Source organism: Nocardia sp. NPDC049737 (assembly GCF_040674755.1).
Classification (GTDB): Bacteria; Actinomycetota; Actinomycetes; order Mycobacteriales; family Mycobacteriaceae; genus Nocardia.
Map to the genome: position 1 here is coordinate 34,530 of NZ_JBFANH010000037.1, position 19,932 is coordinate 54,461.

A 19,932-nucleotide genomic window follows, 5' to 3' on the forward strand; every position below is an offset into this window, starting at 1 on the left:
CACCTGATGGACGACAGTTCCCTGATCTGGGACGACGGTGCGCTGGTCACCATCGACCAGCGCGAACTGCCGCACGAGGTGCGCGAGCTGCGGCTCAGCACGGTCGACCAGGTCATCGACGCGATCAAGACACTAGCCATCCGCGGTGCCCCCGCGATCGGCATCGCCGGTGCGTTCGGCGTGGTCATCGCCACCGCCGCGCATACCACCGATGGTGTCGTAGATGTCGCGCGCGCCGAGGCGGACGCCGCGCGGATCGCGGACGCCCGGCCCACCGCGGTCAATCTGGGCTGGGGTGTGCGGCGGGTGCTGACCAAGGTGCCGTTCGGTGCGGATGCGGTACTCGCTGAAACCCTGGCCATGCTGGCCGAAGATGGCAGGGTCAACCGGGCCGCCGCCACCCATGCCGCCGATCTCGTGCAGCGGCTGTGCCCGGACCGGCCGCTGCGGGTGCTCACGCACTGCAACACGGGGCGGCTGGCGACCAGCGCCTTCGGCACCGCAATCGGGGCGATGCGGGTGCTGTCCGAGCGCGGTGCGATCGAGAACGTCCTGGTCGACGAGACCCGACCGCTATTGCAGGGTGCCCGGCTGACGGCCTGGGAGCTGGCCGAGGCTGGTATACCGCATCGGCTCACCATCGATTCGGCCGCTGCCTGGGCGATGGCGACCGGTCAGGTCGACTGTGTGCTGGTCGGCGCGGACCGGGTGAGCGCCAATGGCGATGTCGCGAACAAGGTCGGCACCTACGGGCTCGCGATCGCGGCCCATCACCATGGCATTCCGTTCATTGTGGTCGCACCCGAGTCGACGCGTGATCCGAAGATGGCGACCGGTGCCGATATCGTCGTCGAACAGCGGGCCGCGGCCGAGGTGACCGGATTCGGTGGTGTCACAACGGCTCCCGTCGGTACCGAGGTGTTCAATCCGGCCTTCGATGTGACGCCTGCGGAGTTGGTGACGGCGGTTGTCACCGAGATGGGTGTCGTGTATGGCGCGAACACCGAAGGTGCGGCCATCGCCGAGGTAGCCCGCGAGTTGTACGGGCGGGGCTGGATGCCGGGCACGGCGGGCAATATCTCGGTGCGGACCGGCGATACCGCGGTGATCACCGGCAGCGGTTTGTCCAAGGGCGAATTGACCAGCGCGGATATGGTGACCGTCCACATTGCCGATTCCGCGCCGACGCCGAATCAGCAGCGGAAGCCCTCGGCTGAGACCACAATTCACACGGCGGTATACCGAACCACCGATGCTGGCGCCGTTGTCCACATTCATCCGCCCTACGCGACAACCGCCGCGACGCGCTCCGGCTCCCCCGACGCACTGACCACCCTGCGAATCACCGACTACGAACTCATCAAAGGGCTGGTGGCCAAGGAGCCGGATGGCACCTATCCGACCGTCCTCGACCTGCCCGTCTTCCCGAATTGGTCCGACGTCGCGCGTATCGGCGCGGATATCGAGGCATATTTACTCGCAAACCCCGCTGCGGCACCAGTATTGGCTATCGCCGGTCATGGGGTCACCACATGGGGAGACAATCTTTCCCAGGCACGCGACCGCGCCGAATGCCTCGAGGCCCTGTGCGAGCTGGTGACCCGCACCGGCCATCAGCAGGCCTTCACCGCCAGCGATTGCTTGCAGGTCGCTCGAAACGATCAGCGTGCAATCCGAACGAGATCCGCGAGATTGGACTGACATCATGACGTTGTTGCAGGTTATGGCCGCCGACGATGCCGACAGGGTACTGCTGCGCACCATCGACGATGCGGTGATCGGAGCCGAATTGGCTGTCCGCGGTATTACTTTCGACCGCTGGCCGGTGCTGGACAAGGCCACCGAGACCGCGTCGGACAAATTACTCGCCGAATACGACGAGCGCGTGGCCGAATTGAATGCCTCCGGCCGCTACAAGCATATCGATATCGCCCGCATCCATCCGGACGACGCGAATCCGGAGTGGCCGCAGATCGCCGAGGGCGCGCGGGAGAAGTTCCTCAACGAGCATCGGCATGCCGAGGACGAGGTGCGGTTCTTCGCGGCCGGACGCGGGTGCTTCTATCTGCATCTCGGTGACGAGGTGGTGGCGACGGTATGCGAAGGCGGGGACCTGCTTTCGGTCCCAGCGGGCACGCTGCACTGGTTCGATATGGGCACTCGGCCCGATTTCATCGCCATCCGCTTCTTCGAGGAGGAAGACGGCTGGGTCGGCGATTTCACCGGTGACCCCATCAGCTCCGGTTTCCCGACCCTCGATCAGCTGCTGACGGCCTCGTGATCACCACCATCGTCGTCGATATCGAGGGCACCACCAGCCCGACCAGTTCGGTGCGCGAGGACCTCTACGGCTACACCCGCGCCCGCCTGCCCGTATGGCTGGCCGAAAACCGCACGGCTGCGGCCGAGCCCATTATCGCGGCCACCCGCGAACTCGCCGGCCGCCCCGATGCCGACACCGACGAGATCGCCGCGATCCTGCGCGACTGGCTCGGCTCCGATATGAAGGCCGAACCGCTCAAGGCCGCGCAGGGCATCATCTGTGCCGAGGGTTTCCGCAACGGCGCGCTGCACGGGGAGTTCTTCCCGGACGTCGCGCCCGCCCTCGCCGCCTGGCACACCGCTGGTGTTCGGCTTTACGTCTACTCCTCGGGATCGGTACGCAACCAAAAGGATTGGTTCACCTTCGCCCGCGGCGGCGAGCTGGCCGCACTGATCAGCGGCTATTTCGACCTGTCCAGCGCGGGCCCGAAACGCGAACCCGCCTCCTATGAAAAGATCGCCGGCGCCATCGGCTCGCCCGCCGATCGCATCCTGTTCCTGTCCGACCATCCCGACGAACTCGATGCCGCCGTCACCGCGGGCTGGTCGGTGACCGGTGTCCACCGGCCCGGCGAGCCGAATCCCGCACGCCCGCCGCATCATTGGATCTCATCGTTCGCGGAACTGACTCTATTCTGAGAGTCTGCGCGCCGATCAACGGGAGGACCACGCTAGGCCGCCGTGCTGGTCAGTGATCGACACACCGACTCGGGATGCCGAGGAAGAATTGGATCCTGCCGGGATGATTACCCGAATCCACCCGGAACAGTTGGACATCGAGGCGATGGCACTCCCCGGACCCCAGATTCCGCAGATGCATGGGCCGATCCCGACCGTAGGTGGTGCCGCCCGCGGCCCACATTCTGCGGAAGTCCGGATACGCGCCGAGTTCGTCGAGGAATTCGATGGACCAGGCGGTATCGCCGGACTGACCGATCAGTCCGCGCAGCCAGTCGACGGTGAGCGCGGCCTCGCGCTCCCATTCGACCATGACCTGTTTGGACAGCTCGTTGCCGAAGAACCAGCGCAGCACATTCACATCGTCGATCAGACCGGGAAATGCTGCCGCGTAGGAGTCATTACAGGACAGCACATTCCACCGGGTATCGACATAGCCCGCCGCATTCGGCTCGTGCAGGCGCAGTCCATCGCGCATATCCGCGCCGATCTCATTGCGCAGTTCGAGTACGGAGGGAAATCGGTCCACGCCCAATCCGGCCAGATCGAAAAACAGTCTGCGTTCGGCATCGGTGAGCGGCGCGATCCGATCCAGATATCCGACCAGCGCATTCACCACCGTCCTGGTGGGATGTTCGCGGTCGCCGGCCTCCAGGTGGGTGATATAGCTAGTGCTCACGCCCGCGGCGAATGCCAGCTTTTCCCGAGAAATGCGTCGATCGTCGCGCAGTCTGCGCAACTCGCCCCCGAACGTGGGCGGGCGCACTCGAGCCCCGTCGGCGCCATCGGTCGACCTGCTTGGCACAGCAATACACTCCCATGAAACTGTAGATGTATCAACAAAGTTGGCAGTCTGCACAGAAGGCGAGCCGATCCAATATTAAACGACGTGTTTGCTCTAATTTCCGACCCCGTGTCCGTTTGCCGACCGCCACACCCAGCGCGAATGTCGTAGAGCACCAATAACATTCACGCCACAGCCGCGAAGCTGGTGCCGCCTCCAGATAACTTCCGCCGTATCGAGCCCTGGTTCGGAGGGTTCCGGACGCAGCCGAATGGTGGTCGCCCGCGCCGCATCGACCGCCGCACGACTACGCTCGGCGAGCGGCCGAAGCGGGTGACGGAGCAGGCTATCTGGACAAGGCGCTAGCTCGCCCACTTCTCGATGCGGCACACCGGGCGGGACGCCGCACTAAGGCCGGACCGTGTGAAGCGGGATGCGACGGCCACCCCGAGCGCCGCGGCGGGCACCGCGACCTACGCACAGCCGCCGCTGCGGTACTCGATGGCCCCTCGAAGCGCTCCATGCGCCGAAGAATAATCGGGCGAGATCCCCATCGTCGAAACCATTGGCAAACCGACAGCGAATGGATCCGCAGCCCGCAGAATGACTTTGCGCGAGGCGGTTCGAGCACAGCGCGCGGGTGCGGAATCGACCTCTCGAGCCCCCGCCGGATGTGTTAACAAATGTAAACCGCCTGAGAACCAGTGGTTTCCAAAGCATCACCGGCTAGTCCCCGAAACACCATCCGCAAGCCGCATTTCGGCCGGTCAGGGCGGATCAGCCCTGGTCACATCGATGTCTTCGGCATTTCGCGGCAATCGCGCGGTGACCGCCACGTTGCGTCGACCTCACACCTCACGATCGATCGGTGCGGGCTGTGAGAGATTCGTTTGGACGTGCGTCGCGACCTCCTTACAGTCGGTGCAACAGCCCGATTTCACAGCTCGAAGGGGGCGTCGTGGTTAATTCGCGCACTCAGGCTTCCGCGTCCTCCGATTCGGCCGATCGGCAATCTACCGACGCGAGTGACGCATTGCTGCGTCTCGGCAAATATTTCCACCGGGGCGAGGTCTCGGCGGATCAGCGCAGCCTGCACCAGGTGGGCGGGCGCAGTGCCGACGAGTTCTATCGGGACCGCTGGTCGCACGACAAGGTGGTGCGCTCCACGCACGGGGTCAACTGCACCGGGTCCTGCTCCTGGAAGATCTACGTCAAGGACGGCGTGATCACCTGGGAGTCGCAGCAGACGGACTATCCCTCGGTCGGTGCGGACAAGCCCGAATACGAACCGCGCGGCTGCCCGCGTGGCGCGTCCTTCTCCTGGTACACCTACTCCCCCGCGCGGGTGCGCTATCCGTATGTGCGCGGCGTGCTGCTCGAGCTGTACCGCGAGGCGAAGGAGCGGCTCAAGGATCCGGTACTGGCCTGGGAAGCGGTTGTCGAGGATCCGGAAAAGGCCAAGCGCTACAAGTCCGCTCGCGGCAAGGGCGGATTCGTGCGCGCGGAATGGTGGGAGGCCGCCGAAATCGCGGCCGCCGCACACGTGCACACGATCAAGAAATACGGGCCCGACCGGGTGGCCGGATTCTCCCCCATTCCGGCCATGTCGATGGTCAGCCATGCCGTCGGCGCACGATTCATTTCGATGCTCGGCGGCTCGATGCTGTCGTTCTACGACTGGTACGCCGACCTGCCGGTGGCCTCCCCGCAGGTCTTCGGCGATCAGACCGATGTGCCGGAATCGGCCGACTGGTTCGACGCGGGCTACCTCATCATGTGGGGTTCGAATGTGCCGGTGACCCGGACCCCGGACGCGCACTACATGACCGAGGCGCGCTACCGCGGTCAGAAGGTCGTGGTGGTCTCGCCCGACTATGCGGACAACACCAAGTTCGCCGATGAATGGGTGCCCGCGCGACCGGGAACCGATGCGGCCCTTGCCATGTCGATGGGTCATGTGATCCTCAAGGAATTCTTCGTCGAGCGCAGCACGCCCCGGTTCCTCGACTACGTCAAGCGCTACACCGACCTGCCGTTCCTGGTATGCCTCGACGATCCGGAGGGCTGGGACGCCAATGGCAACTACCACCACGACGGTGCGCTGCCAGGCAAATTCCTCACCGCCGCAGACCTCGGCCACACCGACGAGACCGCCGAGCACAAAATGGTGTTGCTCGATGCGCAGGGCAATCCGGTGGTACCCAATGGTTCACTCGGACATCGCTTCACCGAGGGTGATGCGGGCAAGTGGAATCTGGACCTCGAGGGCGTCGATCCGCTGCTGACCCTGCACGACCGCGCCGACCAGCGCCCGGTCGCGGTGCAGCTGCCGCGCTTCGATACCGATACCGCGGGCGTGCTGGTGCGCGGCGTGCCGACGATCACCGTCGCGGGTAGGCGGGTCACCACGGTGTTCGATCTGTTGCTCGCGCAGTACGGCGTGGGACGCGACGGGCTGCCCGGCACCTGGCCGACCGGCTACGACGATGCCGCGGAGCCCTACACCCCGGCCTGGCAGGAAGTAATTACCGGCGTACCGGCCGCACAGGCGCAGCGGATCGCCCGCGAATTCGCCGATAACGCCGATAAATCCGGCGGCCGCTCGATGATCCTGATGGGTGCGGGCACCAATCACTGGTTCCACTCCGACCAGATCTACCGCTCCTTCTTCACGCTGACCCTGCTCACCGGCTGTCAGGGCGTCAACGGCGGCGGTTGGGCGCATTATGTCGGCCAGGAGAAGTGTCGTCCGGTAACCGGTTGGTCCACCCTTGCTTTCGGGCTGGACTGGCAGCGACCGCCGCGTCAGATGCAGGGCACGGTGTTCTGGTACCTCAGCAATGACCAGTGGCGCTACGACCCGTTCACCGCGCAGTCCTTCGCCTCACCGCTGGGCACCGGGAAATTCGCGGGCCGCACCGCTGCGGACAATATCGCGCTGGCCAGCCGCCTCGGTTGGATGCCGAGTTATCCGACCTTCGACCGCAATCCGCTGGATCTGGTGGACGAGGCCGAGGCCGCCGGCAAGACCGCACCCGAACATGTGGTGGACGGGCTGAAATCCGGTGACCTGCGCTTCGCCTGTGAGGACCCCGATGCGCCGGAGAACTTTCCGCGCTGCCTGACCGTGTGGCGGGCGAATCTGCTCGGCTCCTCCGGTAAGGGCAACGAGTACTTCCACAAGCACCTGCTCGGCGCGGACTCCAATCTGCAGACCACCGATGCCGCCGGTGTGCGGCCGCAGGAGCTGGTCTGGCGCGAGGAGGCACCGAGCGGAAAGCTGGATCTGCTTTTGTCGCTGGACTTCCGGATGACCAGCACCACGCTGTTCTCCGATATCGTGCTGCCCGCGGCAACCTGGTACGAGAAGCACGATCTGTCCTCCACCGATATGCACCCGTTCGTGCACGCCTTCTCCCCCGCGATCTCCCCGCCGTGGGAGGCCAAGACGGACTTCGAGGCGTTCCACCGGATCGCGCGCGGATTCTCCTGGATGGCCGAGAAGCATCTGGGCAAGCGCAAAGATATCGTCGCGGTACCGCTGCAGCACGATTCGCCGGATGCGCTGGCGCAGGCCGGTGGCCGCGTACTGGACTGGAAAGCCGGTGAGTGCGAGCCGATTCCGGGTAAGACCATGCCGAAGCTGGTCGTGGTCGAGCGGGACTATCCGAAAGTCGCGGAGAAGATGGCCGCGCTCGGACCGCTGATCGATACGCTCGGTGTCACCACCAAGGGCGTCACCACGCACCCGAACGAAGAGGTGGCCTACCTCGCCGGGGTGAACGGCACCGTGGTTTCCGGTGTGGCCCAGGGGCGTCCGTCGCTGGCCAAGGACACCCACGCGGCCGAGGCGATTCTCTCGCTGTCGGGCACCACCAACGGCCGGCTTGCGGTCGAAGGCTTCCAAGCGCTGGAGCGGCGCACCGGAACCGAGTTGGCCGATCTCGCCGCTGAGCACGAGGGTAAGCGAATCACCTTCGCGGACACCCAATCTCGGCCGGTACCGGTAATCACCTCGCCCGAGTGGTCGGGCAGCGAGACCGGCGGACGGCGGTATTCGCCGTTCACCATCAATACCGAACGACTCAAGCCGTGGCACACCCTGACCGGGCGCCAGCACTTCTACCTCGATCACGACTGGATGGCCGAACTCGGCGAGCAACTGCCGGTATTCCGGCCACCGCTCGATATGAGCGCGCTGTTCAGCGAGCCAGGGGTGGGGTCCGTCGGTGACAACGGCGTCACCGTTCGGTACCTGACCCCGCATTCCAAGTGGTCCATCCACTCGGCATACCAGGACAACCTGCACATGCTGACGCTCTCGCGCGGTGGGCAGTCGATCTGGATGTCCGATAGGGATGCCGCGAAAATCGGTGTGTCGGACAATGATTGGATCGAGGCGGTCAACCGCAATGGCGTGGTTGTCGCGCGAGCCATTGTCAGCCACCGGATGCCCGAGGGCACGGTGTTCATGTACCACGCCCAGGACCGGGCGGTGGATGTGCCGCGCATCGAGGGTGCGCCGGGCGGATTCGATTGGGGCGCACCGGATAAGCAGCCGGGCAAGGGTAAGCGCGGCGGCATTCACAACGCGCTGACTCGCATCATGATCAAGCCATCGCATCTCATCGGCGGTTATGCGCAGCAGTCCTTCGCGCTGAACTACCACGGGCCCACCGGAAATCAGCGCGACGAGGTTACGACCATTCGACGGCGCAACCAAGAGGTGGAGTACTGACATGATCCGACGAGGTCACGACGCTCCGCTCGATGGGCGCAACCAAGAAGTGGAGTACTGACATGCGTGTCATGGCACAGATGGCCATGGTGATGAACCTGGACAAGTGCATCGGTTGTCACACCTGCAGCGTCACCTGCAAGCAGGCGTGGACCAACCGCGGTGGCACCGAGTACATGTGGTTCAACAATGTGGAAACCCGTCCCGGACAGGGTTATCCACGGCAGTACCAGGACCAGGAGAAGTGGAAGGGCGGCTGGACGCTCAACAAGCGCGGCAAGCTGACCCTCAAGTCCGGTTCCCGCCTGAAGCGGCTGCTCAATATCTTCGCCAATCCGGATCTGCCCACGGTTTCGGACTATTACGAGCCGTGGAGCTACGACTACGACAACCTGCTGTCCGCGCCCGCCATGGACACCAGTCCGGTCGCGCGGCCGAAATCGCTGATCACCGGCCAGGATACGAAGATCACCTGGGGCGCCAACTGGGATGACGACCTGGGCTCCGGACCGGAGCAGGTCGGTAAGGACCCGCTGCTGGCCAAGCTGTCGGACCAGGTGAAGCTGGAGTTCGAACAGACCTTCATGTTCTACCTGCCGCGGATCTGCGAGCACTGCCTCAATCCGTCATGTGTGGCCTCGTGCCCGTCGGGTGCGATCTACAAACGGTCCGAGGACGGCATTGTGCTCGTCGACCAGGACAAATGCCGTGGCTGGCGACAGTGCGTCAGCGGCTGCCCGTACAAGAAGATCTACTTCAACCACAAGACGGGCAAGGCGGAGAAGTGCACGTTCTGCTACCCGCGCGTGGAAGTCGGTATTCCGACGGTCTGTTCGGAGACCTGCGTCGGTCGGCTGCGCTACATCGGCGTCATGCTGTACGACGCGGATGCCGTGGAGGCGGCGGCCTCGGTCACCGAAACCAAGGATCTGTATCCCTCGCAGCTCGGAGTGTTCCTCAATCCGCATGATCCGCGGGTTATCGCGGAGGCCGAGCGGGCCGGGATCTCGCCGGAATGGATCGACGCCGCGCAGAATTCGCCGGTCTATAAATTGATCGTCGATTACCAGATCGCGTTGCCGTTGCATCCGGAATACCGGACCATGCCGATGGTTTGGTACGTGCCGCCACTGTCGCCGGTGGTGGATGTGCTGTCCGAGACCGGCCACGATGCCGAGGACGCGTCGAATCTGTTCGGCGCCATCGACGCGCTGCGCATTCCGGTCGAATACCTGGCCGAATTGTTCACCGCCGGTGAGATCGGGCCGGTGCGGGCCGCACTGCAGCGGCTCGCGGCCATGCGGTCGTTCATGCGGTCGGTGAATCTCGGTGTGGAGCCGGATCCGTCGATCGCACCGTCGGTGCGGTTGGAGCCGGAGGAGATCGAGGCGATGTACCGGCTGCTGGCCATCGCGAAATACGAACACCGGTATGTGATTCCGCACGGCGCGACTTCGCAGGCACACGAACTGGATTCGCTGGCGACCGGATGCAGCCTGGATACCGATGGCGGGCCGGGTATGACGGCATTCGACACGATGGTGGAGAAGTTCCATCTGACCGATACCAATGGCGCTACGCCGGAGGAGAAGTCGAATCGGATCAACCTGTTGAACTGGGATGGGCGCAGCACCGACGGCCTGCTGCCCACCACGCGCAACGGCAACGGGGCCAACGGGCACGGCACCAATGGTTCGGCGAAAAGCGGTGCGGCCACAAATGGTTCGGCCACAAAAGATTCGGCACTGACCACGAATGGCTCGACGAACGGTTCGGTCGACGCCGACCGGAGCGACCAAATGAATCCGCTGACACCCGGAGGCGCACGATGGCACTACTGAAGGTGCGCCGCAGGCCCGAACCCGTCGCTCAGCTATCCGAGCGCGATTGCCGTCTGGTGTGGCGGATCGCCGCGCTGCTGCTCGACTATCCGAGTGAGCAGATGTTGGCGACCGTCGACCAGATCGATGATGCCGCAACGCAATTGCCGGATGCGGTAGGTGCGCCGCTGCTGGAGTTCATCCACCATCTGCGCGCCACCCCACCGCTCACGCTGGCCCAGCAGTACGTCGAAACCTTCGATATGCGCCGCCGTTCCAGCATGCACCTGACGTTCTACGCCTACGGTGACACCCGCAAACGCGGTATGGCGCTGTTGCGGTTCAAGCACGCCTACCGGCACGCCGGTGTCGAACTCGGTGACGAGGAATTGCCCGACCACCTGCCGGTGCTGCTGGAATTCGCCGCGACCGTCGACCCGATCGGCGGTGAACGCCTACTCGGCGAACACGTTCCGGTGATCGAACTCCTGCGACTTTCCCTGCTGGACAACCAATCCCCGCACGCCGCGGTGCTGGCGGCGGTCGTTGGCACCCTGCCGCCGCTGACCACTGCCGATCGGCGTCGCATAGCCGAACTCGCCGCCCAGGGACCGCCCGAGGAAGAGGTTGGTCTCGACCCCTTCGCCATGGACCCATCGCTGTTCGACGGATCGGAAGCCCGCCGATGACCACTGCCTTCTGGATGACGCTGCCCTATGTGGCCTTCACCTCGTTCGTGCTGGGCCACCTGTGGCGCTACCGCAACGACCAATTTGGTTGGACCACACGGTCGTCCCAGATCTACGAGAGCCGACTGCTGCGCTTGGGCAGCCCGCTGTTCCACTTCGGCATGCTCGGCGTCATCGGCGGACATGTACTCGGTGTGCTGATTCCGGAATCCTGGACCGATGCCGTCGGCATCTCCGAGCACACCTACCACGTGGTCGCGGTCGCGGCGGGTTCGGTCGCCGGACTCGCGGTCATCCTCGGCGTCGGCATCCTGCTCTACCGCCGGATCACTGTCCCCGCCGTGCGCAAGGCCACCACACGCAATGACCAGCTCATGTATGCGCTGCTGGCGGCCGCCCTGGTCACCGGTCTGCTCAATACCTGGGGCAGCAATCTGCTGTGGGGCACCTACAATTATCGGGAGACCGTATCCCCGTGGTTCCGTAGCCTTTTCACGGTTCATCCGCAGCCCGAGCTGATGGTCGGCACTCCGTGGACCTTCCAGCTGCACGGTCTCGTCGTGTTGACACTCATCGCCATCTGGCCCTACACCCGCTTGGTCCATATGTTCAGTGCGCCCGTCGGCTACCTGACCCGGCCGTACATTGTGTACCGCGCCAAGGAATCCAACGCACCGGACAAGCGTCGCTACGCGCGCGCCTGGGACGCCCCCGTCACGCCCGAAACCTGGCGCTGACCCACGAGTTCGGGTCCTCTCACCCGATGCCCCACAGCCCCGTCCGCCCTCATCGGGCGAGCGGGGCTGTGTTATTTGCCAGCAAACACACCCGGCGAATACCAAGGACGCGCCACCAGCCGTGATAGGAATTCGACCCATGTACCGCCCTGTGCCGATGGTTCGCTCGCTTCGCTCCGCTGTGCCGATGGTTCGCTCGCTTCGCTCCCTTACGCGATGCTTGGTTTTCCTGCTAGCGGTCTGCGCCGCGACCATCCCCGTAACCGCCGGAGCCGATTCCGACTCCCAGATTCTCGATGTCCGGCCGCTGGGCGGCCGACAGCTCGAGGTCGTAGTCCATTCGGCGGCGATGAATCGGCCTATCACGCTGTGGATGTCGCATCCCGGTCCGGGTGCGCCCGCGCTGTACCTGCTCAATGCGGTCGATGGCGGCGAGGACGGCGGCCCGTGGACGACCCGCACGGATGTCGCCGACTTCTTCGCGGACAAGAACGTCAATGTGATCGTGCCGATGAGTGGGCGCGCGAGCTACTACACCGATTGGCTCAACGACGATCCGGTCCTTGGCCGCAATAAATGGACGACCTTCCTGACCCAGGAATTGCCGCCGCTGCTGGGTTCGCGATTCGGAATGACCGGACGCAATGCCATTGCGGGCGTGTCGATGTCGGCGACCTCGGCACTGAATCTGGCCATCAACGCACCCGGCCTGTATCAGGCGGTAGGTGCCTACAGCGGCTGCCCGCGCACCAGTGACCCCGCCGCCAATGCCTATGTGCACGCCGAACTCGCGGTCTTCGGCGCGAATGCGGACAACATGTGGGGCGCCCCGGACAATCCGGCCTGGACCGAGAACGATCCCATGCTGCACGTCGATCGGCTGCGCGGCTTGGCGCTCTACGTCTCGTCGGGCACTGGCGCACCCGGACCGCACGAAAACCTCGGCGATGTCGGCATCGACGGTAATCCGATCCGCCTGCTCGATCGCATGCTGGTCGGCGGTGGCATGGAGACCGTCATCGACGGCTGCACTCGCCCCTTCGTGGACCGGCTGGCCGCGGCAGGTGTTCCCGCCACCCTGAATCTGCGTCCAGCGGCTACACACGCTTGGGCGTACTGGCAGGACGACGTCCACCAGTCATGGCCGCTGTTCGCCGCCGCCTTGGGCGCGTAATAAACGTTTCGTCACGAACTTGTCGGTGCCCCGGTCGACAATGCGGTATGGCATATGACAAGGTGCTCGCCGACCGGATACGGGAGCTGATCGACCCGACGCCGGAGGTGAGCGAGAAGAAGATGTTCGGCGGCCTCGCCTTCCTGATCAACGGCAATATGGCGGTCGCGGCGAGCAGGCAGGGCGGTCTGCTCGTCCGCGTCGACCCGCAGGAGAGCACCACCCTGCTCGCCCGCGAATACGTCGGCGCGATGGTGATGGGCGGTCGCGAAATGAACAACTGGCTGCGGGTCGACGGCGCGGCCGTCGCCGACGACGAAGCGCTCGATGAATGGGTCGACCGCGGCGTCAGCTACGCGCGTTCGCTTCCGCCGAAGGGGAAATAGCGGTCAGTGGACCAGGCGGCGGAAGGTGAGTTTGTCGAATTCCCGACCGTATTCATCCACCGCGACCACATCCATTTCGCTGGCGAAGATGCCGGGGCGGACGTCCACGCGCAGGAATGAGTAGTTGCGGAACCGCACCCGCGACCAGGGGGCCGCCTCGTCCTGTTTGCCGCCCGATGTGGTCCAGACATAGCTGTTCGGGACCGTGGTGTCCGGTAATTCGTGGCCGCGGAAGGTTTCCTGCGAACCGGGTTGGAAGTCGTAGCGTGGGCGACCGCCACCGCCGACGGTGTAGTAGACCGTGCCGTCGGTGTCGGGATAGACGATCGAATTGTCCCCGGCGATCCTGGTCGCGGCGCCACCGCGGATCGGATCGGTGCGTTCGTAGACATGATTGTGGCCCTGCAGCACCAGATCCACCTGATACCGGTCGAACAGCCCGGCCCATGCGTCGCGCACGCCGCCGTCGCTGGCATGGGAGTCGGTGGTCGAGTACGCGCAGTGGTGGAAGAAGCACACCAGGAAGTCGATATTCGGGTCCGCGCGGTAGGCGGCGAGAGTGCGCTCCACCCAACTCGTCTGCGCCCCACCGGAATACCCGGTATTGGCCTTGATCTCATAGCTGACGTCATTGGCGTCGAGCGAGAGCACCGCGACATTGCCGTAGGTGAACGAGTACGCCGACGGGCAGCCCGCCGGACCGTTGCCCGGAAAGTCCAGCCGCGCCAGATGTCCGCCGTAGCCGTGCTGCCCGTAGGTCGCTTCCATATCGTGGTTGCCGGTGGCGAACATCCACGGCGTCTCGGCGGCACTGCGTTCGATGGCCCCGAAGTAGACATCCCAGACGTAGGGGTTGTACTTGTCGAAACCGGTTTCGAGCTTCGCACCGTTGGCGACGAATTCGTTCGGCCTGCCGCCGCCGGACGGGTCGGCATAGGCGATATCACCGGCGAGAATGTGGAAATCCGGTTTGGCGGCGGCGATTTGGCGCAGCACATTGCTCGCGTGTGGTGCGTTCGGATCGTTATCGGACTTGTAGTACTTGTCGTCGTAATCGCCGGGCACGGTGCCCTGCGGCAGCGCCGGAGTCTCGTCGGTGCCCTGATCGCCCATCATGGTGAAACGGAAAGGCAGGATCGCACTGCGCGCACTCGGCATCGCGGGCGCGGCGGCACGGATATCGCCGGTGAACCCGTCGGAGGTGCGCCAGCGATAGAAATGCGGCACGCGTCCGGGTAGGCCGTCGACCGGGGCGTGCACGTAGAACTGTTCGGCCGCGAGGACACCGCCGTCGGCGGAAGGGACCTGGGTGAGCAGATTGCGCACCTCGGCCTCGACGGTGCCGCCGAGCGCGGGCGTCGGGCCGTGGTCCAGGAAGACCTTGGTACCGGCCGGTGGCCGGGAGAGCTGACCGGCGAAGCGGAGCTGACTCGTCGCATCCGGCCCGTATCCGACACGTCGACCGCCGACCGCGAGTTGCACGTCCTCGGCGTAGGCGCGCCTACCGAACGGTGAGGTACCCACCGCCGCGACCGCGGCGGCCGCTGCAGTACCACGCAGCACATTGCGCCGGGAAACCGTGTGTCGCCGTAGATAGTTCCGATGCCACTCGTGCTGCTCGTCCATGGTCATATGGGCGGCCTTGGCAGCGGGAATTCCGGTATCCGGCAGATCGCCAGCGGGGTTCATCGGATTCGACGGCACGGCACCGATGCTCTACGGCCCCGGCATATCACGCAACCCGACACCGCTTCCCACCTACGAACAGTTCATGAACTCTGGTCTGGAGTACGGCAACGCCCGAGACCGGCACCCCGCCGGATAGCCAGGCACCCAACACTAAGGGTGCCTGGCTACGACAAAGGGCGCCCGGATGTGTCGGCGCAGCGCCGGTCGAGCCCCGGCCCGTGCGACACGATAGCCGGGCAATTCACACAAAACGAACGAATGCCCCAGCGACAGTGGTCATCTCGCCCTTTCTGACGGCTTCTTCGGGGACTAAGCTGCGGCGATGACGCCATATACGCGTGCGGCGGTCGCGGCGGTCGTCCTGGGCGGTTCTGTATTCGGTGCCGCGACCGCACATGCGACGCCCGGTACCGATATCACCGCGGTCACCCTCGCCCAGGCACAGATCCCCGCGGGCCTGCTGCCGTTCGTCGCGGGCACCGACCTCGTTGTCCGCGAAATCACCATCGCCCCAGGCGGTTCCACCGGCTGGCACTATCACTACGGTCCGGTCTTCGGCTTCGTCCGCTCAGGCACCCTCACCCACCCAGGCCCCGACTGCGTGGCTCCGGTCTTCCACACCGGCGATTTCATCTATGAACCCGAGGGCGCCTGGAACGTGCACATCGGCCGCAATCTCGGCCCCGACCCGCTCGTCCTCGACGTCGTTTACGCCCCGCCCACCGGCAAGCCGCTCTTCGAAGACGCCGACGCCCCCGATTGCGCCTAGGGCCTGTCTCGAAGTCACTCTCCGAGGCCACCATCCGGCGTCGAGCCGAGCCGGAAGGTGGTTCCGGACAGTGTGCGGTACCGCCATTCGACTCGGCTCGATGCATGCCCCGCCACTTCGAGACAAGACCTGGTCAGCTCGGCGACCGCTGCCGCACTAGCGGCAGGTACACCTCGTCGACGATTTCGATGAGCACATCATCGGGTGCGGCGGGACCCCGCGCAGCACGAATTCGTTGCGCAACAACACGATTGCCACGGTGGCGACCCGTGGCGGCGCTATCTATCCGGACCTGCCATGGGAACCGAAGGCCGCGTTCCACACCCTGGCCGATTTCTACCGAGAGTACTGAAACGACTGAGTCGCCCGCACCCGGGGCCGCGAGGTAGAATCGAACATAAGTTCGAATCGAGGGGAACCGGATGCGGTCGTTACGTCGAGCCGAGATTGCCGGGTTGCTGGCCAGCGATATCGTCGCGCACCTGGCCACCATCGATGCGGCCGGATATCCGCATGTCACGCCGATGTGGTTCCTGTGGGATCAGCGGGCCTTTCGGCTGACCAGTTGGGCGGAACGGCCGCATTTGCGGCGGATCCGGGCGAATCCGAGGGTCGGTTTGGTGATCGATCGGGAGGTTGTGGGGTCGCGCGATGGTGGGCAGCGGCCGAATCGCCAGGTACGGGTGATCGGGGATGCCGAACTCACCATCGACGCGGATCGCGTGTGGACCCAGCGCATCTGGGAGAAGTACGGCAGTGGGCCGGTGCTGGGTGAGGTGGAACGCGCGCGGGTGCTGATCACGATCACGCCCGATCGGTTCATCGCCGTCGCGAGCGTTTGACCCGCGCGAAAAATTTCTTCAGAAATTTCGCGAAGATATGTCGAAGACGTCGAGGCAGCTCCGACCGAAGGGTGACAGCAGGTCATAACCAAGCCAAGGAGCCCATCATGTCGGTCAACACTTTCTTCTGGTTCGACAGCGACGCCGAGGAAGCCGCCACCCGCTACACCGCGCTGATCCCCAACTCTCGCATCGTGGATGTCAATCGCCACCCCGATGGCTCGGCGTTCATTGTCTCGATCGAACTCGACGGTCACCCGTACACCCTGATGAACGGCGGTCCCGGACATCCATTCACGGATGCCGCATCGATCCAGGTGATCGTGGATACCCAGGCCGAGGTCGATCGCCTGTGGGACGCCCTGATCGATGGCGGCGCGCCAGGGCCGTGCGGCTGGCTCACCGACCGCTACGGCCTGTCCTGGCAGGTCGTCCCCGCAACCCTGCTCACCCTCATGGACGGTGCGAACCCCACCAAGACCGGCGCCGCCGCCGCGGCGCTGCAGTCCATGTCCAAGCTCGATATCAAGGTTCTGCAGGACGCGTACGACAACGCCTGAGACCGGGCACCCCGTCTGACAGCCGGGCACCCAACATACGGGGTGCCCGGCTAAGGCAAGGGGATGGGGTGTGCCGCGCCTGCGCACTCGAGAGCGGCGAGAACGCCGTACTCATAGCCGAAAGCGACTACAACTCGCTGATGGAAACGCTATACGTTCTGCGCACCCATGGCGGCGTGAAGCTATTCCAGTCCGCCGAGGATGCCCGCGCGGGACGCACCGAGGCACACGAACTCATCGACCCCGACCAGGACTGAGCCTATGGCCGACCGGAAACTCACGTTCACCGCTCGAGGCTGTAAGTCCTACACGGACTGGCTGACCACCAACCGGGCCATGCTGAACGGCGCGAACAAAATCATCGACGCCACACTCCGCGACCCGTTCGAGGGGATCGGCAAACCCGAGCCGCTACGCCATCTCCTTGCTGGGCACTGGTCACGGCGAATTACCCAAGAGCATCGGTTGATCTACTACGTGACAGACACCGAAATCGTTGTGGTACAAGTCGGTTCACACTACGAAGACTGATGGCTGAACCACAAGGCTTCGAAGCCCGCCGCATTCGACGCACTCCGGAATGTCGCCGCCGACCGCCGTCGTAGGCCCGATCAGGATGCCGAAACCACCTCCGCGAACACATCGTCGAGGTTGCTCGCGGTGAGTCCGAAGATCTCCCGGGTGGTGGTGTCGTCGACGGTGAACTCGCGATGCGACATGTGGTAGGTCTCGAACAATTCGGCCCAGAACGGGTCGGTGTGGCCGAGCAGAGTCAATTCGCGGTCGCTCATCACCTCGAGTCGCGGATGGGGGGCATCCGCTGCGGCGGCGAAGCGCTCGGCCGCGGCACGCAGGGTGCTGGTGATCGTCGGGGCGAGCCAGGCACGTCCCCAAGCGTTTTCGCTACGCGCGACCGCTACGAGTGCGGCGGCCGCGTCACCGATCGCGGTGTAGGAGTGCGGCAGGTCCAGGTCCTGCGGTACCAGAGCGAGTTGGTCCGCAACCACTTTCGGCTGCACCAGCAGCGAGAACAGCGATACCGCACCGCGGCCGAGGAATTGGCCCGCCCTGACCTCGGTGACCCGCACCCGGCCCGCATCGTGCGCGGCCTTGGCATCGAGCCACATCTGCGCGCGCACCCGCCCCTTGGGCCCGGTGGCGGCCAGCGGTGTGTCGTCGGTGACCACACCGTCCACCGGGCCGTAGCCGTACAGATTGCCGAGCATCACGTAGTTCGCACCGGACTGCTCCGCCGCCGACAGTATGGCCCCGAACAGCGGCGGTACCGCCTCCGGCCAGGTGTGATAGGCGGGCATCGCGGTATTGAATACGGTGTCCGCGCCCTTGACGAGATCAGTGAGCGCGGCCGCGTCCACAGCATCGGTGGCGATCAGCTCGATATCGGGATGCCGCGGGCCGGTGCCGCTGCGGCTGATCATCCGCACCTGGTCGCCGGATTCGGCCAACCGGATCGCGGTTGCCGCGGCGGTGGCGCCACGACCGATGATGACATGCGAAGGCATGCTATTCCCTTCTGAGACAAGAGGTTTCACGCATCAACGGCGGGTCGCCGATCGCGTGCCGTCAACATTGCCCGCTGCGGGAGCGCTAGACTAGTGGCCGATCAGCCAGCTATCCCAAGGATCCAGCCATGAAGACCGTGGCCGTTGTCGCCGTCGCGCCGGTGAAGCCCTTCGAACTCGCCATGCCCGGAACCATGCTCGGCGGGGTGACGGTCGATGGCGAGCCTGGTTACCGGATGGTGGTGTGCACCGCCGAACCGGGCGTTGTTCCCGGTGCGCTGGGCGGTTTCGATGTCGTGGTGCCGCGCGGACTGGATGCGCTCGACGAGGCGGACACTGTCATCGTGCCGAGCACCGGCAGTCGTGGCACCGCCGACGCGGCCACCATCGCCGCACTGCGCAGGGCCGTCGATCAAGGCAAGCGCGTCACGTCGATCTGTAGCGGTGCATTCGTATTGGCCCAGGCCGGGCTGTTATCCGGACGCACCGCGACCACGCACTGGGCGTTGGCCGACGAACTCGCCGAGATGTACCCGCAGGTGACCGTGCGCACCGACGCATTGTTCATCGAGGACGGACCGGTGACCACAGCCGCCGGTGCCGCCGCCGGCATCGACCTGTGCCTGCACCTGATTCGCACCGACTACGGTGCGACGGTCGCCAATGCCGCGGCCCGCGCCGCCGTCGTAACCCCGGTACGCCCAGGCGGCCAAGCCCAATTCGTCGACTCGCCACTGCCGCCCGAGAACGGACTGACGCTCTCAGCCACCCGCACCTGGGCCTTGGAACGCCTCGACACTCCCCTATCCCTGGACGATCTGGCCACCCACGCCCGCACCAGCGTGCGCACCCTCACCCGTCGCTTCCACGAGGAAACCGGCCTCAGCCCCCAGAAATGGCTACTGCACCAACGCATTCAACGCGCCCGCGAACTCCTCGAATCCACCACACTGCCCATGGACCAGGTGGCCCGCCACAGCGGCATCGGCTCCGCGGAATCCCTGCGCCAACACATGATCCGCCATGTAGGCCTACCCCCGAGCGCCTACCGCGCCTCCTTCACCCGCACCCCATCATCGGCGAGATGAACCCGCCATCCGGCATCGGCGAATGCCAGATCAGCGAATCAGGCCCGCGTCGGCGAATGCCGCTGAACCGCGCTGGGGCTCAGCCGAATCCGGTCGATGGGGCCCCGCCTCGATATACCAACCGCCGCCGAGT

17 protein-coding genes are annotated in these 19,932 nt (G+C 65.0%); 14 read left to right on the plus strand and 3 right to left on the minus strand.

Going from position 1 to position 19,932, the window contains the following annotated elements:
- The first annotated feature begins 6 nt into the window (after positions 1-6).
- The 3 genes from mtnA to mtnC are packed head-to-tail and all read left to right on the plus strand — an operon-like array spanning position 7 to position 2,961.
- The gene (mtnA, locus tag AB0J47_RS35910; RefSeq protein WP_364356813.1) at positions 7-1,701 is read left to right on the plus strand and encodes an S-methyl-5-thioribose-1-phosphate isomerase; all 1,695 of its coding nucleotides are present in this window, start codon (positions 7-9) and stop codon (positions 1,699-1,701) included.
- A 4-nt stretch (positions 1,702-1,705) separates the two neighbouring features.
- Positions 1,706-2,281: a cupin gene (locus AB0J47_RS35915; RefSeq protein WP_364356816.1), complete on the plus strand. Its 576-nt coding sequence runs from the start codon at positions 1,706-1,708 to the stop codon at positions 2,279-2,281.
- Positions 2,278-2,961 (plus strand): acireductone synthase, encoded by a 684-nt coding sequence (gene mtnC / locus AB0J47_RS35920; protein WP_364356819.1) that lies wholly within the window; start codon positions 2,278-2,280, stop codon positions 2,959-2,961. The genes AB0J47_RS35915 and mtnC overlap by 4 nt, the downstream gene beginning before the upstream one ends.
- A 49-nt stretch (positions 2,962-3,010) precedes the next feature.
- Here the strand turns inward: mtnC and AB0J47_RS35925 are convergent, their stop codons facing one another.
- The gene (locus AB0J47_RS35925; protein ID WP_364356822.1) at positions 3,011-3,805 is read right to left on the minus strand and encodes a helix-turn-helix transcriptional regulator; all 795 of its coding nucleotides are present in this window, start codon (positions 3,803-3,805) and stop codon (positions 3,011-3,013) included.
- Between the two features lie 937 nt (positions 3,806-4,742).
- Here AB0J47_RS35925 and AB0J47_RS35930 point away from each other — a divergent pair.
- The 6 genes from AB0J47_RS35930 to AB0J47_RS35955 all read left to right on the plus strand — a co-directional run bounded on the left by AB0J47_RS35930 (position 4,743) and on the right by AB0J47_RS35955 (position 13,328).
- Positions 4,743-8,522, plus strand: coding sequence for a nitrate reductase subunit alpha (locus AB0J47_RS35930; RefSeq protein ID WP_364356825.1), 3,780 nt, complete (start codon positions 4,743-4,745; stop codon positions 8,520-8,522).
- 62 nt (positions 8,523-8,584) lie between these two features.
- Positions 8,585-10,363, plus strand: coding sequence for a nitrate reductase subunit beta (gene narH / locus AB0J47_RS35935; RefSeq protein ID WP_364356828.1), 1,779 nt, complete (start codon positions 8,585-8,587; stop codon positions 10,361-10,363).
- Positions 10,351-11,031 (plus strand): nitrate reductase molybdenum cofactor assembly chaperone, encoded by a 681-nt coding sequence (narJ, locus tag AB0J47_RS35940; protein WP_364356831.1) that lies wholly within the window; start codon positions 10,351-10,353, stop codon positions 11,029-11,031. Before narH ends, narJ begins: the two co-directional genes overlap by 13 nt.
- Complete coding sequence (gene narI, locus AB0J47_RS35945) at positions 11,028-11,768, plus strand: respiratory nitrate reductase subunit gamma (RefSeq protein ID WP_364356834.1); 741 nt, start codon at positions 11,028-11,030, stop codon at positions 11,766-11,768. Before narJ ends, narI begins: the two co-directional genes overlap by 4 nt.
- A gap of 187 nt (positions 11,769-11,955) precedes the next feature.
- Complete coding sequence (locus AB0J47_RS35950) at positions 11,956-12,942, plus strand: alpha/beta hydrolase family protein (protein ID WP_364356837.1); 987 nt, start codon at positions 11,956-11,958, stop codon at positions 12,940-12,942.
- Positions 12,943-12,989: 47 nt separating this feature from the next.
- Positions 12,990-13,328 carry a TfoX/Sxy family protein gene (locus tag AB0J47_RS35955; RefSeq protein WP_364356840.1) on the plus strand — a complete coding sequence of 113 codons (339 nt, stop codon included), beginning with the start codon at positions 12,990-12,992 and terminating at the stop codon, positions 13,326-13,328.
- 3 nt (positions 13,329-13,331) lie between these two features.
- Here AB0J47_RS35955 and AB0J47_RS35960 read toward each other — a convergent pair whose 3' ends face one another.
- On the minus strand, positions 13,332-15,032 hold the full coding sequence (locus AB0J47_RS35960; RefSeq protein WP_364356843.1) for a metallophosphoesterase: 1,701 nt from the start codon (positions 15,030-15,032) through the stop codon (positions 13,332-13,334).
- 307 nt (positions 15,033-15,339) lie between these two features.
- Between AB0J47_RS35960 and AB0J47_RS35965 the strand changes: the two genes are divergently transcribed.
- The 4 genes from AB0J47_RS35965 to AB0J47_RS35980 all read left to right on the plus strand — a co-directional run bounded on the left by AB0J47_RS35965 (position 15,340) and on the right by AB0J47_RS35980 (position 17,719).
- Complete coding sequence (locus AB0J47_RS35965; protein WP_364356846.1) at positions 15,340-15,786, plus strand: cupin domain-containing protein; 447 nt, start codon at positions 15,340-15,342, stop codon at positions 15,784-15,786.
- 422 nt (positions 15,787-16,208) lie between these two features.
- A complete protein-coding gene (locus tag AB0J47_RS35970; RefSeq protein WP_364356849.1) occupies positions 16,209-16,628 on the plus strand; it encodes a pyridoxamine 5'-phosphate oxidase family protein in 420 nt (139 codons plus the stop codon).
- Positions 16,629-16,735: 107 nt separating this feature from the next.
- Positions 16,736-17,188 (plus strand): VOC family protein, encoded by a 453-nt coding sequence (locus tag AB0J47_RS35975; RefSeq protein ID WP_364356852.1) that lies wholly within the window; start codon positions 16,736-16,738, stop codon positions 17,186-17,188.
- A 261-nt stretch (positions 17,189-17,449) separates the two neighbouring features.
- Positions 17,450-17,719, plus strand: coding sequence for a Txe/YoeB family addiction module toxin (locus AB0J47_RS35980; protein WP_364356855.1), 270 nt, complete (start codon positions 17,450-17,452; stop codon positions 17,717-17,719).
- A gap of 80 nt (positions 17,720-17,799) precedes the next feature.
- Here the strand turns inward: AB0J47_RS35980 and AB0J47_RS35985 are convergent, their stop codons facing one another.
- A complete protein-coding gene (locus AB0J47_RS35985; RefSeq protein WP_364356858.1) occupies positions 17,800-18,711 on the minus strand; it encodes an NAD-dependent epimerase in 912 nt (303 codons plus the stop codon).
- Positions 18,712-18,839: 128 nt separating this feature from the next.
- On the opposite strand from AB0J47_RS35985, the gene AB0J47_RS35990 reads away from it, so the two are divergent.
- The gene (locus AB0J47_RS35990; RefSeq protein WP_364356861.1) at positions 18,840-19,799 is read left to right on the plus strand and encodes a helix-turn-helix domain-containing protein; all 960 of its coding nucleotides are present in this window, start codon (positions 18,840-18,842) and stop codon (positions 19,797-19,799) included.
- The last annotated feature ends 133 nt before the right edge of the window (positions 19,800-19,932 follow it).

What these genes read in the sequence shown, in the direction of transcription:
- AB0J47_RS35950 (WP_364356837.1), top strand. Translation starts at nt 11,956, where the DNA reads ATGGTTCGCTCGCTTCGCTCCCTTACGCGATGCTTGGTTTTCCTGCTA.
- mtnA (WP_364356813.1), top strand. Translation starts at nt 7, where the DNA reads ATGGACGACAGTTCCCTGATCTGGGACGACGGTGCGCTGGTCACCATC.
- AB0J47_RS35965 (WP_364356846.1), top strand. Translation starts at nt 15,340, where the DNA reads ATGACGCCATATACGCGTGCGGCGGTCGCGGCGGTCGTCCTGGGCGGT.
- AB0J47_RS35990 (WP_364356861.1), top strand. Translation starts at nt 18,840, where the DNA reads ATGAAGACCGTGGCCGTTGTCGCCGTCGCGCCGGTGAAGCCCTTCGAA.
- AB0J47_RS35985 (WP_364356858.1), bottom strand. Translation starts at nt 18,711, where the DNA reads ATGCCTTCGCATGTCATCATCGGTCGTGGCGCCACCGCCGCGGCAACC.
- AB0J47_RS35970 (WP_364356849.1), top strand. Translation starts at nt 16,209, where the DNA reads ATGCGGTCGTTACGTCGAGCCGAGATTGCCGGGTTGCTGGCCAGCGAT.
- narH (WP_364356828.1), top strand. Translation starts at nt 8,585, where the DNA reads ATGCGTGTCATGGCACAGATGGCCATGGTGATGAACCTGGACAAGTGC.
- AB0J47_RS35955 (WP_364356840.1), top strand. Translation starts at nt 12,990, where the DNA reads ATGGCATATGACAAGGTGCTCGCCGACCGGATACGGGAGCTGATCGAC.
- AB0J47_RS35975 (WP_364356852.1), top strand. Translation starts at nt 16,736, where the DNA reads ATGTCGGTCAACACTTTCTTCTGGTTCGACAGCGACGCCGAGGAAGCC.
- narI (WP_364356834.1), top strand. Translation starts at nt 11,028, where the DNA reads ATGACCACTGCCTTCTGGATGACGCTGCCCTATGTGGCCTTCACCTCG.
- narJ (WP_364356831.1), top strand. Translation starts at nt 10,351, where the DNA reads ATGGCACTACTGAAGGTGCGCCGCAGGCCCGAACCCGTCGCTCAGCTA.
- AB0J47_RS35915 (WP_364356816.1), top strand. Translation starts at nt 1,706, where the DNA reads ATGACGTTGTTGCAGGTTATGGCCGCCGACGATGCCGACAGGGTACTG.
- AB0J47_RS35980 (WP_364356855.1), top strand. Translation starts at nt 17,450, where the DNA reads ATGGCCGACCGGAAACTCACGTTCACCGCTCGAGGCTGTAAGTCCTAC.